The sequence below is a fragment of the Allobosea sp. FBZP-16 genome (assembly GCF_002831785.1).
GTDB lineage: Bacteria > Pseudomonadota > Alphaproteobacteria > Rhizobiales > Beijerinckiaceae > Allobosea > Allobosea lupini.
Map to the genome: position 1 here is coordinate 1 of NZ_LNCQ01000052.1, position 15,519 is coordinate 15,519.

Genomic DNA, 15,519 nt, shown 5'->3' on the forward strand with positions numbered 1-15,519 from the left:
CCTGGCGCGCCGTGCGTCGCGATGCCCGCCGCCACCGCTCGCCCAATGCCGGCTGGCCGGAGGCGGCGATGGCAGGTGCGCTCGGGCTTCGTCTCGCCGGCCCGCGCGTCTACGGGGCGGTCAGGGTCGAGGATGGCTGGATGGGCGATGGCAGGGCGGAAGCGACGGCGGCGGACATAAGGCGGGCGCTCGCCCTCTACCGACGCTCCTGCCTGCTGCTCTGGGGGTTGGCGGCAGTTGCAAGCGTGGCCGCGCTCGCCCTCTAGAACTCGATCCCCTCCTGCGCCTTCACCCCGGCGGCGAAGTGATGCTTCACCAGCGTCATCTCGGTGACGAGGTCAGCCGCTTCGATCAGCTCCGCCTTGGCGTTTCGCCCGGTGACGACGATGTGGAGGTCGGGCCGGCGGGCCTGCAAGGCCGCCACGACCTCGGCGAGCGGCAGGTAGTCGTAGCGCAGCGCGATGTTGAGTTCGTCGAGCACCAACAGCCGGATCCCGTCGTCGGCCATCAATTCCTTCGCCTTGTCGAAGGCGCGCGCCGCGGCGGCGATGTCGCGGGCCTTGTCCTGCGTCTCCCAGGTGAAGCCCTCGCCCATCGAATGCCAGGAGACCTGATCGCCGAAGGCGTCCAGCGCCTTGCGTTCGCCGGTCGACCAGGCGCCCTTGATGAACTGGACGACACCGATGCGCCAGCCATGGCCGAGCGCCCGCAGGATCAGGCCGAAGGCGGCGGTCGACTTGCCCTTGCCCGGGCCGGTGTTGACGATCAGCAGGCCCTTTTCCAGCGTCTTGCCGGCGACCTCGGCGTCCTGCACCGCCTTGCGCTTTGCCATCTTCGCCTTGTGGCGGGCAGCGTCCTCAGCTTCGTTGGTCATCGTCACGTCGCGCTTCTACTTCACCTGCATCGGCAATCCGGCGACCATGAAGACCACGCGCGCGGCCTGAGCCGCAAGCCGCTGATGCAGCCGGCCGGCCTCGTCGCGGAAGCGGCGGGCGAGCGCATTGTCCGGCACGATGCCGAGGCCGACCTCGTTCGAGACCAGCACCACCGGTGCGCTCGCCTCGCGGCAGGCCGCGACGAGCTCGCCGGTGGCGATCGCGATGTCGCGTTCGGCGAGCAGCAGATTGGTCAGCCAGAGCGTCAGGCAATCGACCAGGATGGGCTGCCCGGCCCGCGCATTGCGAATCGCCTCGGGCAGCGCGACAGGCGCATCGACCGTCTGCCAGTCGCGCGAGCGCCTGGCGCGGTGCTCGGCGATGCGGGCGCGCATCTCGTCGTCATAGGCCTGCGCGGTCGCGATGTAGGTCCAGGGTGCCGGCAGCGCCTCGATCAGCGCCTCGGCATGACGGCTCTTGCCGGAACGGGCGCCGCCGAGGACGAGGGTGAGCAGGGGAAGGGTCATGTCTGGCATTCGCTTTCGGAGAGACGTCGTGCATTGCACAGCACCGCGCCTGTGGCTAATGATCATCCGTGACGGTGCCTCGACGACGAGGTGAAAAGGGAACGCGGTGAAAGGCCGCGGCTGCCCCCGCAACTGTAAGCGGCGCGTCCTGCGCCATCGGCCACTGGGTTTCCCGGGAAGGCGGAGCAGGACACCAAGCCGTGAGCCAGGAGACCTGCCGTCATTCGATGTCGTCCAGCCGGCTGCCGGTGGGGTGGCCAAGGAGAACCAGATGAATACGGCTACCGTCACCAGCCAGGCCAGCGTTTCGGAGCGAGCGAAAGCCGTCGCCGCTGCGCTGATCCTCGGCTTCGTGCTGATCTACACCGTCGGCTTCGCCGCCTCGTCCACTGTCCACAACGCGGCGCACGACACCCGTCACGGCCTCGCCTTCCCCTGTCATTGAGGGGAACCACATGGTCACGCGTGTTCTCACGGTCAGCATCCTGGCCGGGCTTCTGGCTGGGCTGCTGATCTCGGCGCTCCAGCACGTCACCACCACCCCGCTGATCCTCAAGGCCGAGACCTACGAGGCGGCGTTGCGCGCGCAGGGCGCACCGATGCAGGCCGCCTTCTCAGGCGAAGCCCGCATCCAGCTCGCTCACAACGACCCAAAGGCAGGCCCAGACCATGCCGGCGAGCATGACTGGAAGCCGCAGGACGGCTTGCAGCGCACGGCCTTCACCAGCCTGGTGACGATCGGCACCGCGATCGGCTTCGCGGCGCTGCTTCTCGCCGGGATGATCGCGGCGAACGAGCAGATCGACCAGCGCCGCGCATTGGCCTGGGCGGTGTGCGGCTTCTTCGCTTTCGGGCTCGCCCCGGCAATGGGGCTGGCGCCGGAACTGCCGGGCTCCGCCGCAGCCGAACTGCAGCAGCGCCAGCTCTGGTGGCTGCTGACGGCGATGGTCACCGCCGGCGCGCTCTTCGTCTTCCTGCGCGTCGAGGCTTCCTGGGCCCGAGCACTCGCCGTCCTCGCCTTGCTGCTGCCGCATCTGATCGGTGCCCCGCATCCGGCCGCGCCGGAAAGCAAGGTGCCGGCCGAGATCGCCGCACATTTCGCCGCGCTCTCGCTCGCCATCCAGGCCGCGCTGTGGCTCGTCACCGGCTTTGCCGTCGGCGTGCTCTGGCCCTGGGCCACGCGCCGCAGCGCCGCTCCCGTAGCGGCCTGACGCCTCGTGCGGCCGGCGACGGCCGCGCCAGCCCAAGGAGGCGTTGTCATGCTCGAAGGCGATCTCGCCCTCGCGACGCAAGTTCGGCAGCAGCCGGGCTGCACCATCCATGTCTGCACCACCTGCCGGCGCCAACGCGAGGACCTGCCGGAGGGTTATGACCAGCCGGGCATCGCGCTCGCAGCCGTACTGGACGAGCGCCTGGCGGGCAGTGGCATCGCCGTCGTGCCGGTCGAATGCCTCTCGGTCTGCAAGCGGCCCTGCACGATCGCGCTCGCGGCGGAGGGCAAATGGACCTATCTGATCGGCGATCTCGACGCCGGTCTTCATCTCGACGAGATCGTCAGCGGGGCGGAGAAATTTGCCGCCAGCGCCAACGGCATCGTTCCCTGGAAGGAAAGACCCGCCTCGTTCCGCAAGGGCGTGGTCGCGCGCGTGCCTCCGCTGCCGCGCACACAAGGATCAAACGAATGAACGCTCCTCAGACCACGACGCTCGGCAAGGTGCCGTGCACGATCATCACCGGCTTCCTCGGCGCCGGTAAGACCACCCTGGTCCGCCATCTCCTGGAGAATGCCGGCGGCAAGCGCCTCGCCGTTCTCGTCAACGAGTTTGGCGATCTCGGCTTCGACGGCTCCTTCATCGCCGGCTGCGGCATCGAGGGCTGCACGCAGGACGACATCGTCGAATTGCCGAATGGCTGCATCTGCTGCACGGTCGCCGATGATTTCGTCCCGGCGCTGGAAAAGCTGCTGAACCGGGAAAACCCGCCGCAGCACATCCTGATCGAGACCTCGGGCCTTGCCCTGCCCAAGCCGCTGGTCAAGGCCTTCAACTGGCCGGCGATCCGTTCCCGCGTCACCGTCGACGGCGTCATCGCCGTGGTCGACGGGCCGGCGGTGGCCGAGGGCCAGTTCGCCGACGATCCCGAGGCGCTGAAGGCGCAGGCGGCGCAGGACCAGGCCGTCGACCATGACAACCCGCTGGAGGAGGTATTCGAGGATCAGATCCTCTGCGCCGACCTGATCCTGCTCAACAAGAGCGACCTCGTCGACGCCGCAGGGCGCGAACGGGTCAAGGCCGAGATCGCCCAGCATTTGCCCAAGGCGATCAAGGTGGTCGAAACCGCCCATGGCAAGGTCGAGCCGGCGCTGATCATCGGTCTCGGCGCTGCGGCCGAGTCCGACCTCGCCGCCCGGCCCTCGCATCACGGCGAGGGCGAGGATCATGACCATGACGATTTCGACAGCGTGGCACTGCCGCTGCCGCAGGCCGGTTCGCCGGAAGAGCTCGTCGCCCGCGTCGCCAAGGCGGCCGAGGCCGAGGGCGTACTGCGCCTTAAGGGTTTTGCCGGCATTCCCGGCAAGCCGATGCGGCTCGTCGTGCAGGGCGTCGGCCGGCGCGTCGGCCACCATTACGACCGGGCCTGGGGCGCCGGTGAAGCGCGCGACGGCCGGCTCGTGGTGATCGGCCTCAAGGGCTTCGATCGCGCCGCAGTCGAGGCCGCGCTCGCCGGCTGATGCCATGCATCTCCTCCCGACCAGCGAGGTGAGGCTCGACGACGGCGAAGACGCCGTCGACCTCGCCTTGCCGCCGGGAGACCTCATCGTCCTCTCCTTCAGCGACAGCGACCTCTCGGCGCTGGCGGCGGCCGCCCCCGGTAGCCGGCTGGGCCTCCGTCTGGTGCCGCTGCGGCGCTTCAAGCATCCGCTCTCGATCGACCTGCTGATCGAGAAGACCCTCGCCGGCTCGCGTTTCGTGCTGCTGCGCTGCCTCGGCGGGCTCGACTATCTCCGCTACGGCGTCGAGCAGATCGCGAGCGCCTGCCGGCAGCATGACGTCGCGCTGGCGGTGCTGCCAGGCGATGACCGGGAGGACGAGCGGCTCGCCGGATATGGCACGGTGCAGCCGGAGTTCGCAGCGGACCTGCTCGGCTATTTTCATGCCGGCGGCGGCGCCGAGAACATGCGGCGGCTGCTGGGAAGAGTAGATGCCTATCTCGAAGGACAGCGCGACCCCTCATCCCCCTGCCGGGACCTTCTCCCGCAGGGGGAGAAGGGAGCTGACACGGCCGCCTCGCCCTTCTCCCCTTGCGGGAGAAGGTGGCTCGGCGCAGCCGAGACGGATGAGGGGTCGCGCGACGCGGCCGATCTGTCTCCCGTCCTACTCCCCACGCTCTTCGCCCTCGGCCCCAACGCCACGCCTCTTCCCTGGCGGGAGGCGCTCGCGACTATCCCGACAGACGCCCCGCTCGTCCCGATCCTCGTCTACCGCTCCGGCGTTGCCGCCGGCGACACGGCGATGGTCGAGGCGATCGCGGCAACCCTGGCCGAGCGCGGGCTCGGCCCGCTCCCGCTCGCCTTGACCAGCCTCAAGGACGCGAGCGTCGCCGGCGAGCTCGCCACGCTGATCGCCACCCGCAAGCCAGCGCTGATCGTCACCACCACCGCCTTCTCGGCCCGCGATGGCGACGGCTTCGTGCTCGACACCGCCGACTGTCCGATCCTGCAGGCCGTGCCGGTCGGCAGCGCGCGCGCGGCCTGGGAGGCGTCTCCGCGCGGGCTTTCCGCCGCCGACCTCGCCATGCAGGCGGCCCTGCCGGAATTCGACGGCCGGCTCGGCGCCATTCCCGTTGCCTTCAAGGAGGAGATCGCCGATCCGGCGACCGGCCTAATGCTGCGGCGGCTCACACCGGATGCCGAGGGCATCGCAGCGCTGGCCGACCTCGCGGCCAGCTGGGTGGCACTCGGCCGCAAGCCGCGCCCCAAGCGACAGCTTGCGCTGGTGATGTCTGACTATCCCGCCCGTGGCGGCCGCGCCGGCTTCGCCGTCGGCCTCGACACGCCGGCGAGCGCGCTCGCGATCCGGGAGTTGCTGGATGGAGCTGGATACGACGTTGATCCCTCCCTAGACGCGGTCATCCCGGGCGATCGGAGGGAGACCCGGGATGACCTCGCGAATTGCCATCACGGCTCGAATCTCATGCAGGCCCTCACCGAGGGCCCAGCCGACTTCTCCGTCCCGCTCGCCAGCTACCGCGCCTGGCTCGCGACCATCCCGGCCGCCGCGCGCGAGACTTTGCTCGCCAGCCACGGCCAGCCCGAGACCGACCCAGCCTGCGACGGCGAGGCCTTCCGCTTCCGGCTCGTCCGCTTCGGCAAGCTCGCCATCGCGTTGCAGCCGGCGCGCGACGCCTCGCCCGACCGCAAGGCGCGCTATCACGACCCCGATGCGCCGCCGGGCCACGCCTATCTCGCCTTCTATCTCGGCCTCCGCGAGGTGCTGCGCGCCGATGCGCTGGTCCATCTCGGCACGCATGGCACGACCGAATGGCTGCCGGGCAAGGCGGTGGCGCTCTCGGCTACCTGCTGGCCGCGGCTCGCGGTCGGCTCGCTGCCGGTAATCTACCCCTATGTCGTCGACGATCCCGGCGAGGCGGCGCCGGCCAAGCGCCGGCTCTCGGCGCTGACGCTCGGCCATCTGCCGCCGCCACTGGCGAGTCATGACGCGGCCGGCGAGGCCGCGCTGCTGCGCGACCTCGTGGAGGAATACTCGCAGGCGCAAGTGCTCGATCCGCGCCGGGCCGAATTGGTCGCGCGCGAGATCCTCGACCGCGCCGAGCGCACCGGCCTCGCCGCCGCAAGCGGCGTCACACAGGGTCAGGACATGGCGAGCGCGCTCGCGGCACTCGACGCCCATCTCTGCGACCTCGCCGAGACCGCCTTCCGCGACGGCTTGCATGTCTTCGGTTCCTCCGAAGCCGATCCAGCATCGGCGGAGAATGAGCGTCGCAACCTGCTGAAGGCGCTCGATGCCGGCTTCGTGCCGCCGGGACCTGCCGGCGCACCGCATCGCGGCCGGCCCGACGTGCTGCCGAGCGGGCGCAACCTCTCTACGCTCGACCCGCGCGCCTTGCCGACCCGCTCGGCTGCCAGGCTCGGGGCGAAGGCGGCCGAGGCCGTGATCGCCCGCCATCTCCAGGACGAGGGCGATTATCCGCGCCGGATCGTGATCGATCTCTGGGCCTCGCCGACGCTGCGCTCGGGCGGCGAGGACATCGCCCATGCCCTGCACCTGATGGGTGCCGAACCGCTCTGGGACCATGGCTCGACCCGGGTCACCGGCTTCTCGATCACCCCGCAGGCCAAGCTTGCCGCGCCGCGCGCCGACGTCACCATCCGCATCTCCGGCGCCTTCCGCGACACCTTTCCGGCGCAGATCGCCCTGCTCGATGCGGCAGCGCGCGCCGTCGCATCCCTTGACGAACCGGACGAGTGGAACGAACCGGCCGCCGCCCACCGCCGCGGCGAGGCAGGCGCGCGCATCTTCGGCGCCGCGCCCGGCCGCTATGGTGCCGCCATGGCTGACCGCGCGCTCGACGGCGACTGGCAAACGCGTGCGGAACTCGGCGAGGCCTATCTTGCCGCGACGAGCCACGCCTATGGCGGGCCGGACGGCGCAGCGTCGCCCGACGCCCGGTTTGCGAGCCGGGTCGCAGAGGCGCAGGCCTTCATCCATGTCAGCGACACGGCCGGGCGCGACATCCTGGAAGCGACCAGCGCCGCCGACGTGATCGGCGGTTTCGTCGCGGCCATGCAAGCTGAAGGCGGCAAGGCGGCGCTCTACAGCCTCGACACGTCGGACCCCGACATGCCGAGGGCGCGCACGCTGGCCGAGGACGTCTCGCGCATCGTCCATGGCCGGCTCTGCCATCCCCGCTGGATCGCGAGCCATCTCGCCCATGGCTGGCGCGGCGCGGCCGAATTGGCCGAGGCGGTCGATGCGCTCTTCGTCTATGCGGCCGCTACCGACGCGGTCTCCAACGGCCTGTTCGACGCGGTCTTCCAGGCCTATTGCGGCGATCCCGCCATCTGGCAGGCGCTGGAGCAGGCGAATGCGCCGGCCGCCGCCTCGATCCGCTCGCGTCTCGCCGAGGCGCAGGAGCGCGGACTCTGGACAAGCCGCTCGAACTCGGCGGCGATGCTCTCAGGCCGGGAGGCGGCTGAATGAGCGCCCCGGCCCGCGAGACGATGCGGCGCGGCTGGTGCCCCGGCACCTTGCGGCCGATGCTGACAGGCGACGGGTTGCTGGTGCGCCTGCATCCGCCGCGCAATGCGCTGACGCCGGACCAGCTCGCATACATCGCCGAGCTGGCGAGCCGGCATGGCAACGGCCAGATCGAGATTTCCGGCCGTGGCAACCTGCAACTGCGCGGCATCCGCGAGGAGGCGCATCCGGCGCTGGTCGACGACCTGCTGACGGCGGGCCTCGTCGACGAGGCCGAGGGCGATGGCCCGAACCGGTTGGTGCTCACCTCGCCGCTCGCCGGCCGGGCGGCCGACGAAGTGCTCGACGCGGCCGCGCTGGCTGCGGCGGTCGAGCGCGCCGGGCGCAGCGTTTCGGGCCTGCCGGCAAAGTTCTCGATCATCGTCGATGGCGGCGGCGCGCTGGCGCTCGATGCCTTCGCCGCCGATCTCAGGCTGCGGGCGGTTTCGACCGACGCAGTCGCGTTCGGGCTGCCGGGCGGGCATTGGTGCGGTCCGGTTGCAATGGATAAGGCGCCGGCACTGGTGACCCGTTTACTCGGTGCTTTCGCCGCCGTCAGCGGGCAGAGCGCGGGGCGAATCCGCCGCATGCGCGATCTTGCGGCAGACGCGGTGAACATGCTGGCGACCTCGTCCGGACTCGAATCGATGCGGGCCCCTGCGACCCGGCCGAAGCCATCACCGGTCGGCCTCGTCGCCGAGCGGAATGACAGGGTCACCGTGCTTGCGGGATTGCCCTTCGGCCGGACCGACGTTGCTGGCTTGCACCGTATGGGCAAACTCGCCCGCGACACTGGCATCCACGAGATCAGACCATCGCCCTGGCGCGGCTTCGCCTTCTGCGGCCTCTCGGCTGACGCAGCGACCAACCTGCGGGCGTCCTTCCACAATGAGGGCCTGATCGTCCAAGCGGACGATCCGCGCCTTGCGGTCTCGGCCTGCACCGGGTCCCCTGCCTGCGCCCGCGGCGAAGCACCTGCGCTGGCCGATGCCGCGGTCCTCGCACAAGCGATCGCGCCGCTCCTCACCGACGGCCTCAGCCTCCATGTCTCCGGCTGCGCCAAGTCCTGCGCCCATCCCGGCAGCGCCGACCTCACTTTGGTCGGACGCGACGGGCGCTATGACGTGATCCTCGCAGGCGGCACTGACGGCATCGCCATCGCTCATCTTTCGCTTGGGGAACTTGTGCGCCGGCTCGAACCGGGTCAGGACATCCGCGCGCGCCTGGAAGCGGCGCGCCATCAGAAGCAGGTCTTTCGAGTTTGAGCACGCGTCACGCCTATATCCGCGACGGAGCCGCGATCTATGAGCGCTCCTTCGCCATCATCCGGGCCGAATCCGACCTGTCGCGCTTTTCCGGCACGGCCGAGCGCGTTGTCGTCCGCATGATCCATGCCTGCGGCATGACCGACCTGCCCAAGGACGTGGCGATGTCGCCGGATTTCGCCGAGGCGGCCGAGGCTGCGCTGGCGAAGGGCGCGCCGATCCTCTGCGATGCCCGGATGGTCGCCGACGGCGTCACCCGCGCCCGCCTGCCGGCCAGGAACGAGGTGATCTGCACGCTGCCCGACGCTTCCGTGCCGAAACTGGCCGAGGCGATGGGCACGACGCGCTCGGCCGCGGCGATGGAGCTGTGGCGCCCGCATCTGGCAGGCTCCGTCGTCGTGATCGGCAACGCGCCGACCTCGCTGTTCCGCCTGCTCGACATGCTCGATGAGGGCGCGCCGAAGCCGGCGGCGGTGATCGGCATTCCAGTCGGCTTCGTCGGCGCGGCGGAATCGAAGGAGGCGCTGACGCAGGACGGGCGCGTGCCCTTTCTCGTGGTGCATGGGCGTCGCGGCGGCTCGGCCATGGCAGCGGCGGCCGTCAACGCGCTGGCACAGGTGAAGGAATGAGCGGCGTGAGCGTCGAGGCACCCCACACCCTCCTCTTCGGCGTCGGCCTCGGCCCCGGCGATCCCGACTACATGACGGTGCGCGCCCGCGACATCATTCTGAAGGCCGACCGTCTCGTGCATTTCTGCAAGCGCGGCCGGCGCGGCAATGCCCGGATCACTGCGGATGCCATCATCGCGCCCGACCCGGCCCGCGAGATCGAACTCGCCTTCCCGGTGACGATCGAGGTGCCGGTCGAGGACGAGGGCTATACCGGCCCGATCGCCGCCTTCTACGACCAAGCGGCCGAGCAGCTCGCCGGCGAGATGGCTGATGGCCGCAGCATCGCCGTGCTCTGTGACGGCGACCCGTTCTTCTACGGCTCCTTCATGCATCTGTGGCGGCGCCTCGCCCATCGCTTTCCGACCGAGGTGGTCCCGGGCGTCACCGGCATGGCCGGCGCCTGGTCCCGCGCCGACGCGCCGATCAGCTGGGGCGACGACGTGATGACGGTCGTGCCGGGCACGCTGGCCGAGGGCGAACTGACACGCCGGCTCGCCGACACCGATGCCGCCGTGATCATGAAGCTCGGCCGCAACCTGCCAAAAGTGCGCCGCGCGCTGCAGGCGGCCGGTCTGATCAACCGCGCCATCTATGTCGAGCGCGCCACCATGGCCGGGCAGGTGGTGACCCGCCTCGCCGAGAAGGCCGACGACGAGGCGCCCTATTTCTCGATGATCCTCGTCCCCGGCGAAGGGCGGCGGCTATGAGCGGCTCGCTCGCCATCATCGGCCTCGGCCCCGGCGAGGCGCGCTACCTCACGCCCTCGGCGCTGGCGGCGCTCGAAGCCGCCAGCGATCTTGTCGGCTACGGGCTCTATCTCGACCGCGTGCCGGCGCGTGAGGGCCAGACCAAGCATGCCTCCGACAACCGCCTCGAGGTCGAGCGCGCCCGGCATGCGCTGGCGCTGGCGGCGGAAGGCAAGGCGGTTGCGGTGGTTTCCGGCGGCGATCCCGGCGTTTTCGCCATGGCGGCGGCCGTGTTCGAGGCCCTGGAAGCCGGCGAGCCGGACTGGCGCAAGCTCCAGATCACGGTCGAGCCCGGCATCACCGCCATGCTGGCGGCCGCGGCCAAGGTTGGCGCGCCACTCGGCGGCGATTTCTGCGCGATCTCGCTCTCCGACAATCTCAAGCCCTGGGAGGTCGTCACCGCCCGGCTCACGGCCGCACTCACCGCCGATTTCGTGATCGCCCTCTACAATCCGATCTCGAAGGCGCGGCCCTGGCAACTCGGAAAGGCGCTGGAAATGGCGGCGACGATCCGCGCGGCGGAGACGCCGGTGATCTTCGCCCGCGCCGTCGGACGGCCCGACGAAAGCCTGCGCATCCTGACGCTGGCGGAGGCGATTGCGGCGGCCGGGACAGCCGACATGGCGACCCTGGTGATGATCGGCGCCAGCGCGACGCGGCTGATCGCCCGCGAGGGCGAGAACCCGATCGTCTATACGCCGCGCTCGGTGACGAAGAGTCCCTGCGTCACCAGCCAGGGCAGGACCTGATCGATATGCTCGACGGTCTCGACATCGGGCTTGGGCGGCCGCTCGACCATCACCACGGGAAGTCCGAGCCGCCGCGCCGCGACGAGCTTGCCCAGCGTCATCGGCCCGCCGGCATTCTTGCTGACGAGGATCTCGATGCCCTCCTCCCGCATCAGCTTTTCTTCGGCATCGGCCTCGAACGGCCCGCGCTGCTGCAGCACCTTGGCATGCGGCAAAGGCAGATCGCCCACCGGCTCGATCACGCGGATCAGATATTCGTGCTGCGGAGCGGCGAAAAAGTGAGGCAGTTCGAGCCGGCCAATGGTCAGGAAGACGCGGCGCGGCTCATCGCCCAGCGCTTCGACCGCAGCGTCGATGTCGGGCACGCATTTCCAACGATCGCCGTTCTGCGGCTTCCAGGATTCCCGCCTGATCGCCAGCAGCGGCACGCCTTCCGCCTTGCAGGCTGCCTCGGCATGATAAGGCATGATCGCGGCGAAGGGGTGGGTCGCGTCGATGACGGCGACGACGCCCTCGTCGAGAAGATACTGCCGGAGACCGGCAATGCCGCCAAAGCCGCCGGTGCGGGTCGGCAAGGACAGAGGGCGCGGGTCGGCGGTATGGCCCGCGAGCGAGATCACGGCGCGAATCTCGGGTGCCTGTTCAGCCAGGAGCTGATCGAGCGCAGCCGCTTCGCTGGTGCCGCCGAGGATGAGGACCGTCATGGAACAGTTTTCGCCTGAAACGACCAGACTGTCGAGCGTACCGCCCGGCCCCTGGCTTTCGCTGGTCGGGCTCGGCGAGGATGGCCGTGCCGGCCTCTGCGCCGAGGCGCTGGCGGCGCTGGAGAGCGCCGAGATCGTCTTCGGCGGCGAGCGCCACCTCAAGCTGATCGGCGACGTGCCCGGTGAAGCCAGGCCCTGGCCACAGCCTTTCCGCAATGCGCTGCCGGCGATTCTGGCCGAAAAGGGCCGGAATGTCTGCGTGCTCGCGACCAGCGATCCGTTCCATTACGGCATCGGCGCCGGGCTGACCAAGGCGGTGCCGGCGGCGGAGATGCGCGTCATCCCGCAGCTCTCCTCCTTCTCGCTGGCCTGCACGCGGATGCGCTGGCCGCAGGAGGAATGCGGGCTGGTCTCGCTGCACGGCCGTGCCCTTCAGAGGATCATCCCTTTTCTCCAGCCGGGCGCGCGGGTCCTGGCCCTGTCCTGGGACGATTCGACGCCGCTCGCCGTCGCGCAGCTCATGAGCGCTCGCGGCTTCGGCGAAAGCACGATCACCGTGCTGGAAACGATCGGCGGACCGAACGAACGCATCCGGCAGACTCGCGCCGACGCCTTCGCTCTGGATGGCATCGTGCCGCTCAACCTGCTGGCGATCGAGGTGGTCGCCAGCCGGGACGCCCGCATCCTGCCGCTGGCAACCGGTCTCTCCGACGACTGGTTCGAGCATGACGGCCAGCTGACCAAGGCCGATATCCGGGCGATCACGCTCTCGGCGCTGGCCCCGCGCGCCGGCGAACTGCTCTGGGACATCGGCGCCGGCTCAGGCTCGATCGGCATCGAATGGAGCCTGCGCCATCGACACAACCGCGCCATCGCCTTCGAGGAGCGGCCGGAGCGCGCCGCCCGCATCGCCCGCAACCGGCTCGCGCTCGGCGCGCCGCCGCTCGAGGTCGTCGAGGGCAAGGCACCGGAGAGCTTTGCCGGAAAAGCCTCGCCTGACGCCGTCTTCATCGGCGGCGGGCTGACCGATCCCGGCGTGTTCGAGGCCGCCTTCGCGGCGCTGAAGCCGCGCGGACGGCTGGTCGCCAATGCCGTGACGATCGAGGGCGAAGCCAGGCTCGCCGGGCTATTCTCGGTTCATGGCGGGAATCTGCGCCGCATCGGCGTCTCGCATCTCGATCCGATCGGGACGATGCATGGCTGGCGCGCCGCGATGGCGGTGACGCAATGGCGGGTGGTGAAGCCGTGAGCGACGTCACCGCCGGCATCGGCCTGCGCCCGGGCACATCGGAGGCCGATATCGAGGCCTGCCTGACGCAGACGCTGGCCGCCGCCAACCTGCCGGCGGATGCGCTCAAGCGCCTCGCTACCCTTGCCTCGCGCCGGGACGAGCCGGGGCTGGCGGCAGTGGCACAGGCGCATGACCTCTCCCTCGTCGCCATCCCCGACGAAGCACTAGCCGGCTTCGAGGCCGCCTGCGCGACGCGCTCGACCCGGATTTCCGGGCTCTACGGCGTCGGCTCGGTGGCGGAGGCGGCTGCGCTGGCCGCGGCCGGACCAGGCGCGACCCTGATCCAGCCGCGCATCGCCACCGCCCGCGTCACCTGCGCGCTCGCCCGGAGCGCCGCGTGACCGTCCATTTCATCGGCGCCGGCCCCGGCGCGGTCGACCTCATCACCCTGCGCGGGCGCGACCTGATCGGCGCCTGCCCGGTCTGCCTCTATGCGGGCTCGCTGATCCCCAAGGCGATGCTTGGCTGGTGCCCGCCGGGCGCGCGGATCGTGGACACCGCCCCGCTCGACCTCGACGCGATCATCGCCGAGATCGAGGCCGCCCATCACGAAGGCAAGGACGTCGCCCGTCTGCATTCCGGCGACATCTCGATCTGGAGCGCGACGGGCGAGCAGATGCGCCGGCTCGATCAGCTCGGCATCCCCTACGAGATCACGCCGGGCGTACCGGCCTTCGCCGCCGCGGCGGCGGCACTCAAGCGCGAATTGACGCTGCCGGGCGTCGCGCAATCGCTGGTGCTGACCCGCACCTCCGGCCGCGCCTCGGCGATGCCGGAGACCGAAAAGCTGACGACTTTCGCAGCCTCCGGCACGACGCTGGCAATCCACCTCTCGATCCATGTGATCGAGCAGGTCGTCGCGGAACTCATGCCCTTCTACGGCGCGGACTGCCCGGTCGCGATCGTCTTCCGCGCCTCCTGGCCGGAGGAACACATCCTGCGCGGTCGCCTCTCCGACATCGCCGATCAGGTGCGGGCAGCCGAGCTGGAGCGGACCGCGCTGATCCTGGTTGGCCCGACGCTGGCTGCCGAGGATTTTTCTGAGAGCGCGCTGTACTCCACCGGCTATGACCGCCGCTTCCGGCCGCGTGGAGGCCAGGAATGACCGCGCGGGGCCTGCTCATCGCCGCGCCGCGTTCCGGCTCCGGCAAGACCACGATCACGCTCGGCCTGCAGCGAGCACTGTCCCAGCGCGGCCTCAAGGTCCGTGGGCTGAAATGCGGGCCGGATTACATCGATCCAGCCTTCCACGCCGCCGCGACGGGCGCCCCCAGCGCCAATCTCGACAGCTATGCGATGCCGGATGCCCTGCTCGGCCAGATCGCCAACGAGGCAGCCGGGGCGGCCGACATCATCGTCGCCGAAGGCTCGATGGGACTGTTCGACGGTGTGCCCGGCCCTGACGGGCATACCGGCACTGGCGCCGACATCGCGGCGCTGCTCGGCTGGCCGGTCGTGCTGGTCATCGACGTCTCCGGACAGGCGCAATCGGCCGGAGCGGTTGCGCTCGGCTGCATGCTCTACGACAAGCGCATTCGCGTCGCCGGGGTGATCCTCAACAAGGTCGCAAGCGAGCGCCACCGAAGGCTCGCTGCTGCCGGCATGGAGCGTATCGGCTTGCCGGTTCTCGGCGCCTTACCGCGCGAGGCGAGCCTGATCCTGCCCGAGCGTCATCTCGGCCTGGTCCAGGCCGGCGAGACCGAGGACCTGCGCCAGCGGCTCGATGCGCTGGCCGAAGCTGTCGCGGCGGCGGTCGATCTCGATGAGGTGGCCGCGGCTGCGGGTGCGACCGTCTTGCCGACTTCCGGGCGGCAGGTGTCGCCGCTGCCGGTCCCGGGCAAGCGCCTCGCCATCGCCCGCGACGCCGCCTTCAGCTTCGTCTACCCGCATGTCGAGGCCGGCTGGCGGGCGCAGGGCGCCGAGCTCGTGCCGTTCTCGCCGCTCGCGGACGAACCGCCACCGGAGGGCTGCGACGCGTGCTGGCTGCCGGGCGGCTATCCCGAACTGCATGTCGGCCGGCTCGCTGCCGCCTCGCACTTTCTCGATGGCCTGCGCGATTTCGCCCGCACCCGCCCTGTCCATGGCGAGTGCGGCGGCTATATGGTGCTGGGCAGGAGCCTGATCGATGCCGACGGCACCAGCCATGCCATGGCAGGGCTGCTCTCGGTCGAGACCAGCTTCGCCAGGCGCAAGATGAACCTCGGCTATCGCAACGCCGTGCTCGCCACGGACGGGCCGCTCGGCCGCGCCGGCACGCAGCTCAGCGGCCACGAATTCCACTATGCGACCGTGATCTCGCAGGGCGAGGACCCGGCCTTCGCGGAGGTCACCGATCCGCACGGCTCGGCGCCCGCGCCAGCCGGCAGCCGCCGCGGCCTCGTCTCGGGCTCGTTCTTCCACGCCATCGCGATGCGGGACATATGAGCCACCGGCG

At 70.3% G+C, this 15,519-nt stretch carries 17 protein-coding genes and 1 riboswitch; of the genes, 14 read left to right on the forward strand and 3 right to left on the reverse strand.

Annotation, left to right across the window (positions count from 1 at the left end; all coding sequences use genetic code 11):
• The coding region (locus CXY91_RS25685; RefSeq protein WP_199777571.1) for a cobalamin biosynthesis protein at positions 1–266 on the forward strand (266 nt) is incomplete at its 5' end.
• On the opposite strand, the gene cobO is transcribed toward CXY91_RS25685, so the two are convergent.
• Complete coding sequence (gene cobO, locus CXY91_RS25690) at positions 263–874, reverse strand: cob(I)yrinic acid a,c-diamide adenosyltransferase (protein ID WP_100964547.1); 612 nt, start codon at positions 872–874, stop codon at positions 263–265. The two genes, CXY91_RS25685 and cobO, sit on opposite strands and share 4 nt — an antisense overlap.
• A gap of 15 nt (positions 875–889) precedes the next feature.
• The gene (cobU, locus tag CXY91_RS25695) at positions 890–1,411 is read right to left on the reverse strand and encodes a bifunctional adenosylcobinamide kinase/adenosylcobinamide-phosphate guanylyltransferase (protein ID WP_100964549.1); all 522 of its coding nucleotides are present in this window, start codon (positions 1,409–1,411) and stop codon (positions 890–892) included.
• Between the two features lie 47 nt (positions 1,412–1,458).
• A riboswitch (cobalamin riboswitch) is annotated at positions 1,459–1,638 on the forward strand.
• Between the two features lie 35 nt (positions 1,639–1,673).
• Between cobU and CXY91_RS25700 the strand changes: the two genes are divergently transcribed.
• From CXY91_RS25700 to cobJ, 9 genes are read left to right on the forward strand one after another with little or no spacing between them, the layout of a single operon-like run.
• Positions 1,674–1,847: a CbtB domain-containing protein gene (locus tag CXY91_RS25700; protein ID WP_082613285.1), complete on the forward strand. Its 174-nt coding sequence runs from the start codon at positions 1,674–1,676 to the stop codon at positions 1,845–1,847.
• 10 nt (positions 1,848–1,857) lie between these two features.
• On the forward strand, positions 1,858–2,613 hold the full coding sequence (locus CXY91_RS25705) for a CbtA family protein (RefSeq protein ID WP_100964551.1): 756 nt from the start codon (positions 1,858–1,860) through the stop codon (positions 2,611–2,613).
• Positions 2,614–2,661: 48 nt separating this feature from the next.
• The gene (locus CXY91_RS25710) at positions 2,662–3,087 is read left to right on the forward strand and encodes a DUF1636 family protein (RefSeq protein ID WP_100964553.1); all 426 of its coding nucleotides are present in this window, start codon (positions 2,662–2,664) and stop codon (positions 3,085–3,087) included.
• Positions 3,084–4,133 (forward strand): cobalamin biosynthesis protein CobW, encoded by a 1,050-nt coding sequence (cobW, locus tag CXY91_RS25715; RefSeq protein WP_091834637.1) that lies wholly within the window; start codon positions 3,084–3,086, stop codon positions 4,131–4,133. Before CXY91_RS25710 ends, cobW begins: the two co-directional genes overlap by 4 nt.
• A 4-nt stretch (positions 4,134–4,137) precedes the next feature.
• Entirely contained in the window at positions 4,138–7,623 is a 3,486-nt protein-coding gene (gene cobN, locus CXY91_RS25720) for a cobaltochelatase subunit CobN (RefSeq protein ID WP_100964556.1), read from the forward strand.
• Positions 7,620–8,924, forward strand: coding sequence for a precorrin-3B synthase (gene cobG, locus CXY91_RS25725; RefSeq protein WP_100964558.1), 1,305 nt, complete (start codon positions 7,620–7,622; stop codon positions 8,922–8,924). Before cobN ends, cobG begins: the two co-directional genes overlap by 4 nt.
• Positions 8,921–9,553: a precorrin-8X methylmutase gene (locus CXY91_RS25730; RefSeq protein WP_100964560.1), complete on the forward strand. Its 633-nt coding sequence runs from the start codon at positions 8,921–8,923 to the stop codon at positions 9,551–9,553. The genes cobG and CXY91_RS25730 overlap by 4 nt, the downstream gene beginning before the upstream one ends.
• Positions 9,550–10,302 (forward strand): precorrin-2 C(20)-methyltransferase, encoded by a 753-nt coding sequence (locus CXY91_RS25735; protein WP_100964562.1) that lies wholly within the window; start codon positions 9,550–9,552, stop codon positions 10,300–10,302. The genes CXY91_RS25730 and CXY91_RS25735 overlap by 4 nt, the downstream gene beginning before the upstream one ends.
• Complete coding sequence (gene cobJ, locus CXY91_RS25740) at positions 10,299–11,090, forward strand: precorrin-3B C(17)-methyltransferase (RefSeq protein ID WP_100964564.1); 792 nt, start codon at positions 10,299–10,301, stop codon at positions 11,088–11,090. Before CXY91_RS25735 ends, cobJ begins: the two co-directional genes overlap by 4 nt.
• Here cobJ and CXY91_RS25745 read toward each other — a convergent pair.
• On the reverse strand, positions 11,033–11,794 hold the full coding sequence (locus CXY91_RS25745; protein ID WP_100964566.1) for a cobalt-precorrin-6A reductase: 762 nt from the start codon (positions 11,792–11,794) through the stop codon (positions 11,033–11,035). The two genes, cobJ and CXY91_RS25745, sit on opposite strands and share 58 nt — an antisense overlap.
• Between CXY91_RS25745 and cbiE the strand changes: the two genes are divergently transcribed.
• From cbiE to CXY91_RS25765, 4 genes are read left to right on the forward strand one after another with little or no spacing between them, the layout of a single operon-like run.
• Positions 11,793–13,043, forward strand: a complete 1,251-nt coding sequence (gene cbiE / locus CXY91_RS25750) for a precorrin-6y C5,15-methyltransferase (decarboxylating) subunit CbiE (protein ID WP_100964568.1) — start codon at positions 11,793–11,795, stop codon at positions 13,041–13,043. The two genes, CXY91_RS25745 and cbiE, sit on opposite strands and share 2 nt — an antisense overlap.
• The gene (locus CXY91_RS25755) at positions 13,040–13,426 is read left to right on the forward strand and encodes a cobalamin biosynthesis protein (RefSeq protein ID WP_248307642.1); all 387 of its coding nucleotides are present in this window, start codon (positions 13,040–13,042) and stop codon (positions 13,424–13,426) included. Before cbiE ends, CXY91_RS25755 begins: the two co-directional genes overlap by 4 nt.
• On the forward strand, positions 13,423–14,190 hold the full coding sequence (cobM, locus tag CXY91_RS25760; RefSeq protein ID WP_100964572.1) for a precorrin-4 C(11)-methyltransferase: 768 nt from the start codon (positions 13,423–13,425) through the stop codon (positions 14,188–14,190). The genes CXY91_RS25755 and cobM overlap by 4 nt, the downstream gene beginning before the upstream one ends.
• On the forward strand, positions 14,187–15,509 hold the full coding sequence (locus tag CXY91_RS25765) for a cobyrinate a,c-diamide synthase (RefSeq protein ID WP_100964575.1): 1,323 nt from the start codon (positions 14,187–14,189) through the stop codon (positions 15,507–15,509). The genes cobM and CXY91_RS25765 overlap by 4 nt, the downstream gene beginning before the upstream one ends.
• The last annotated feature ends 10 nt before the right edge of the window (positions 15,510–15,519 follow it).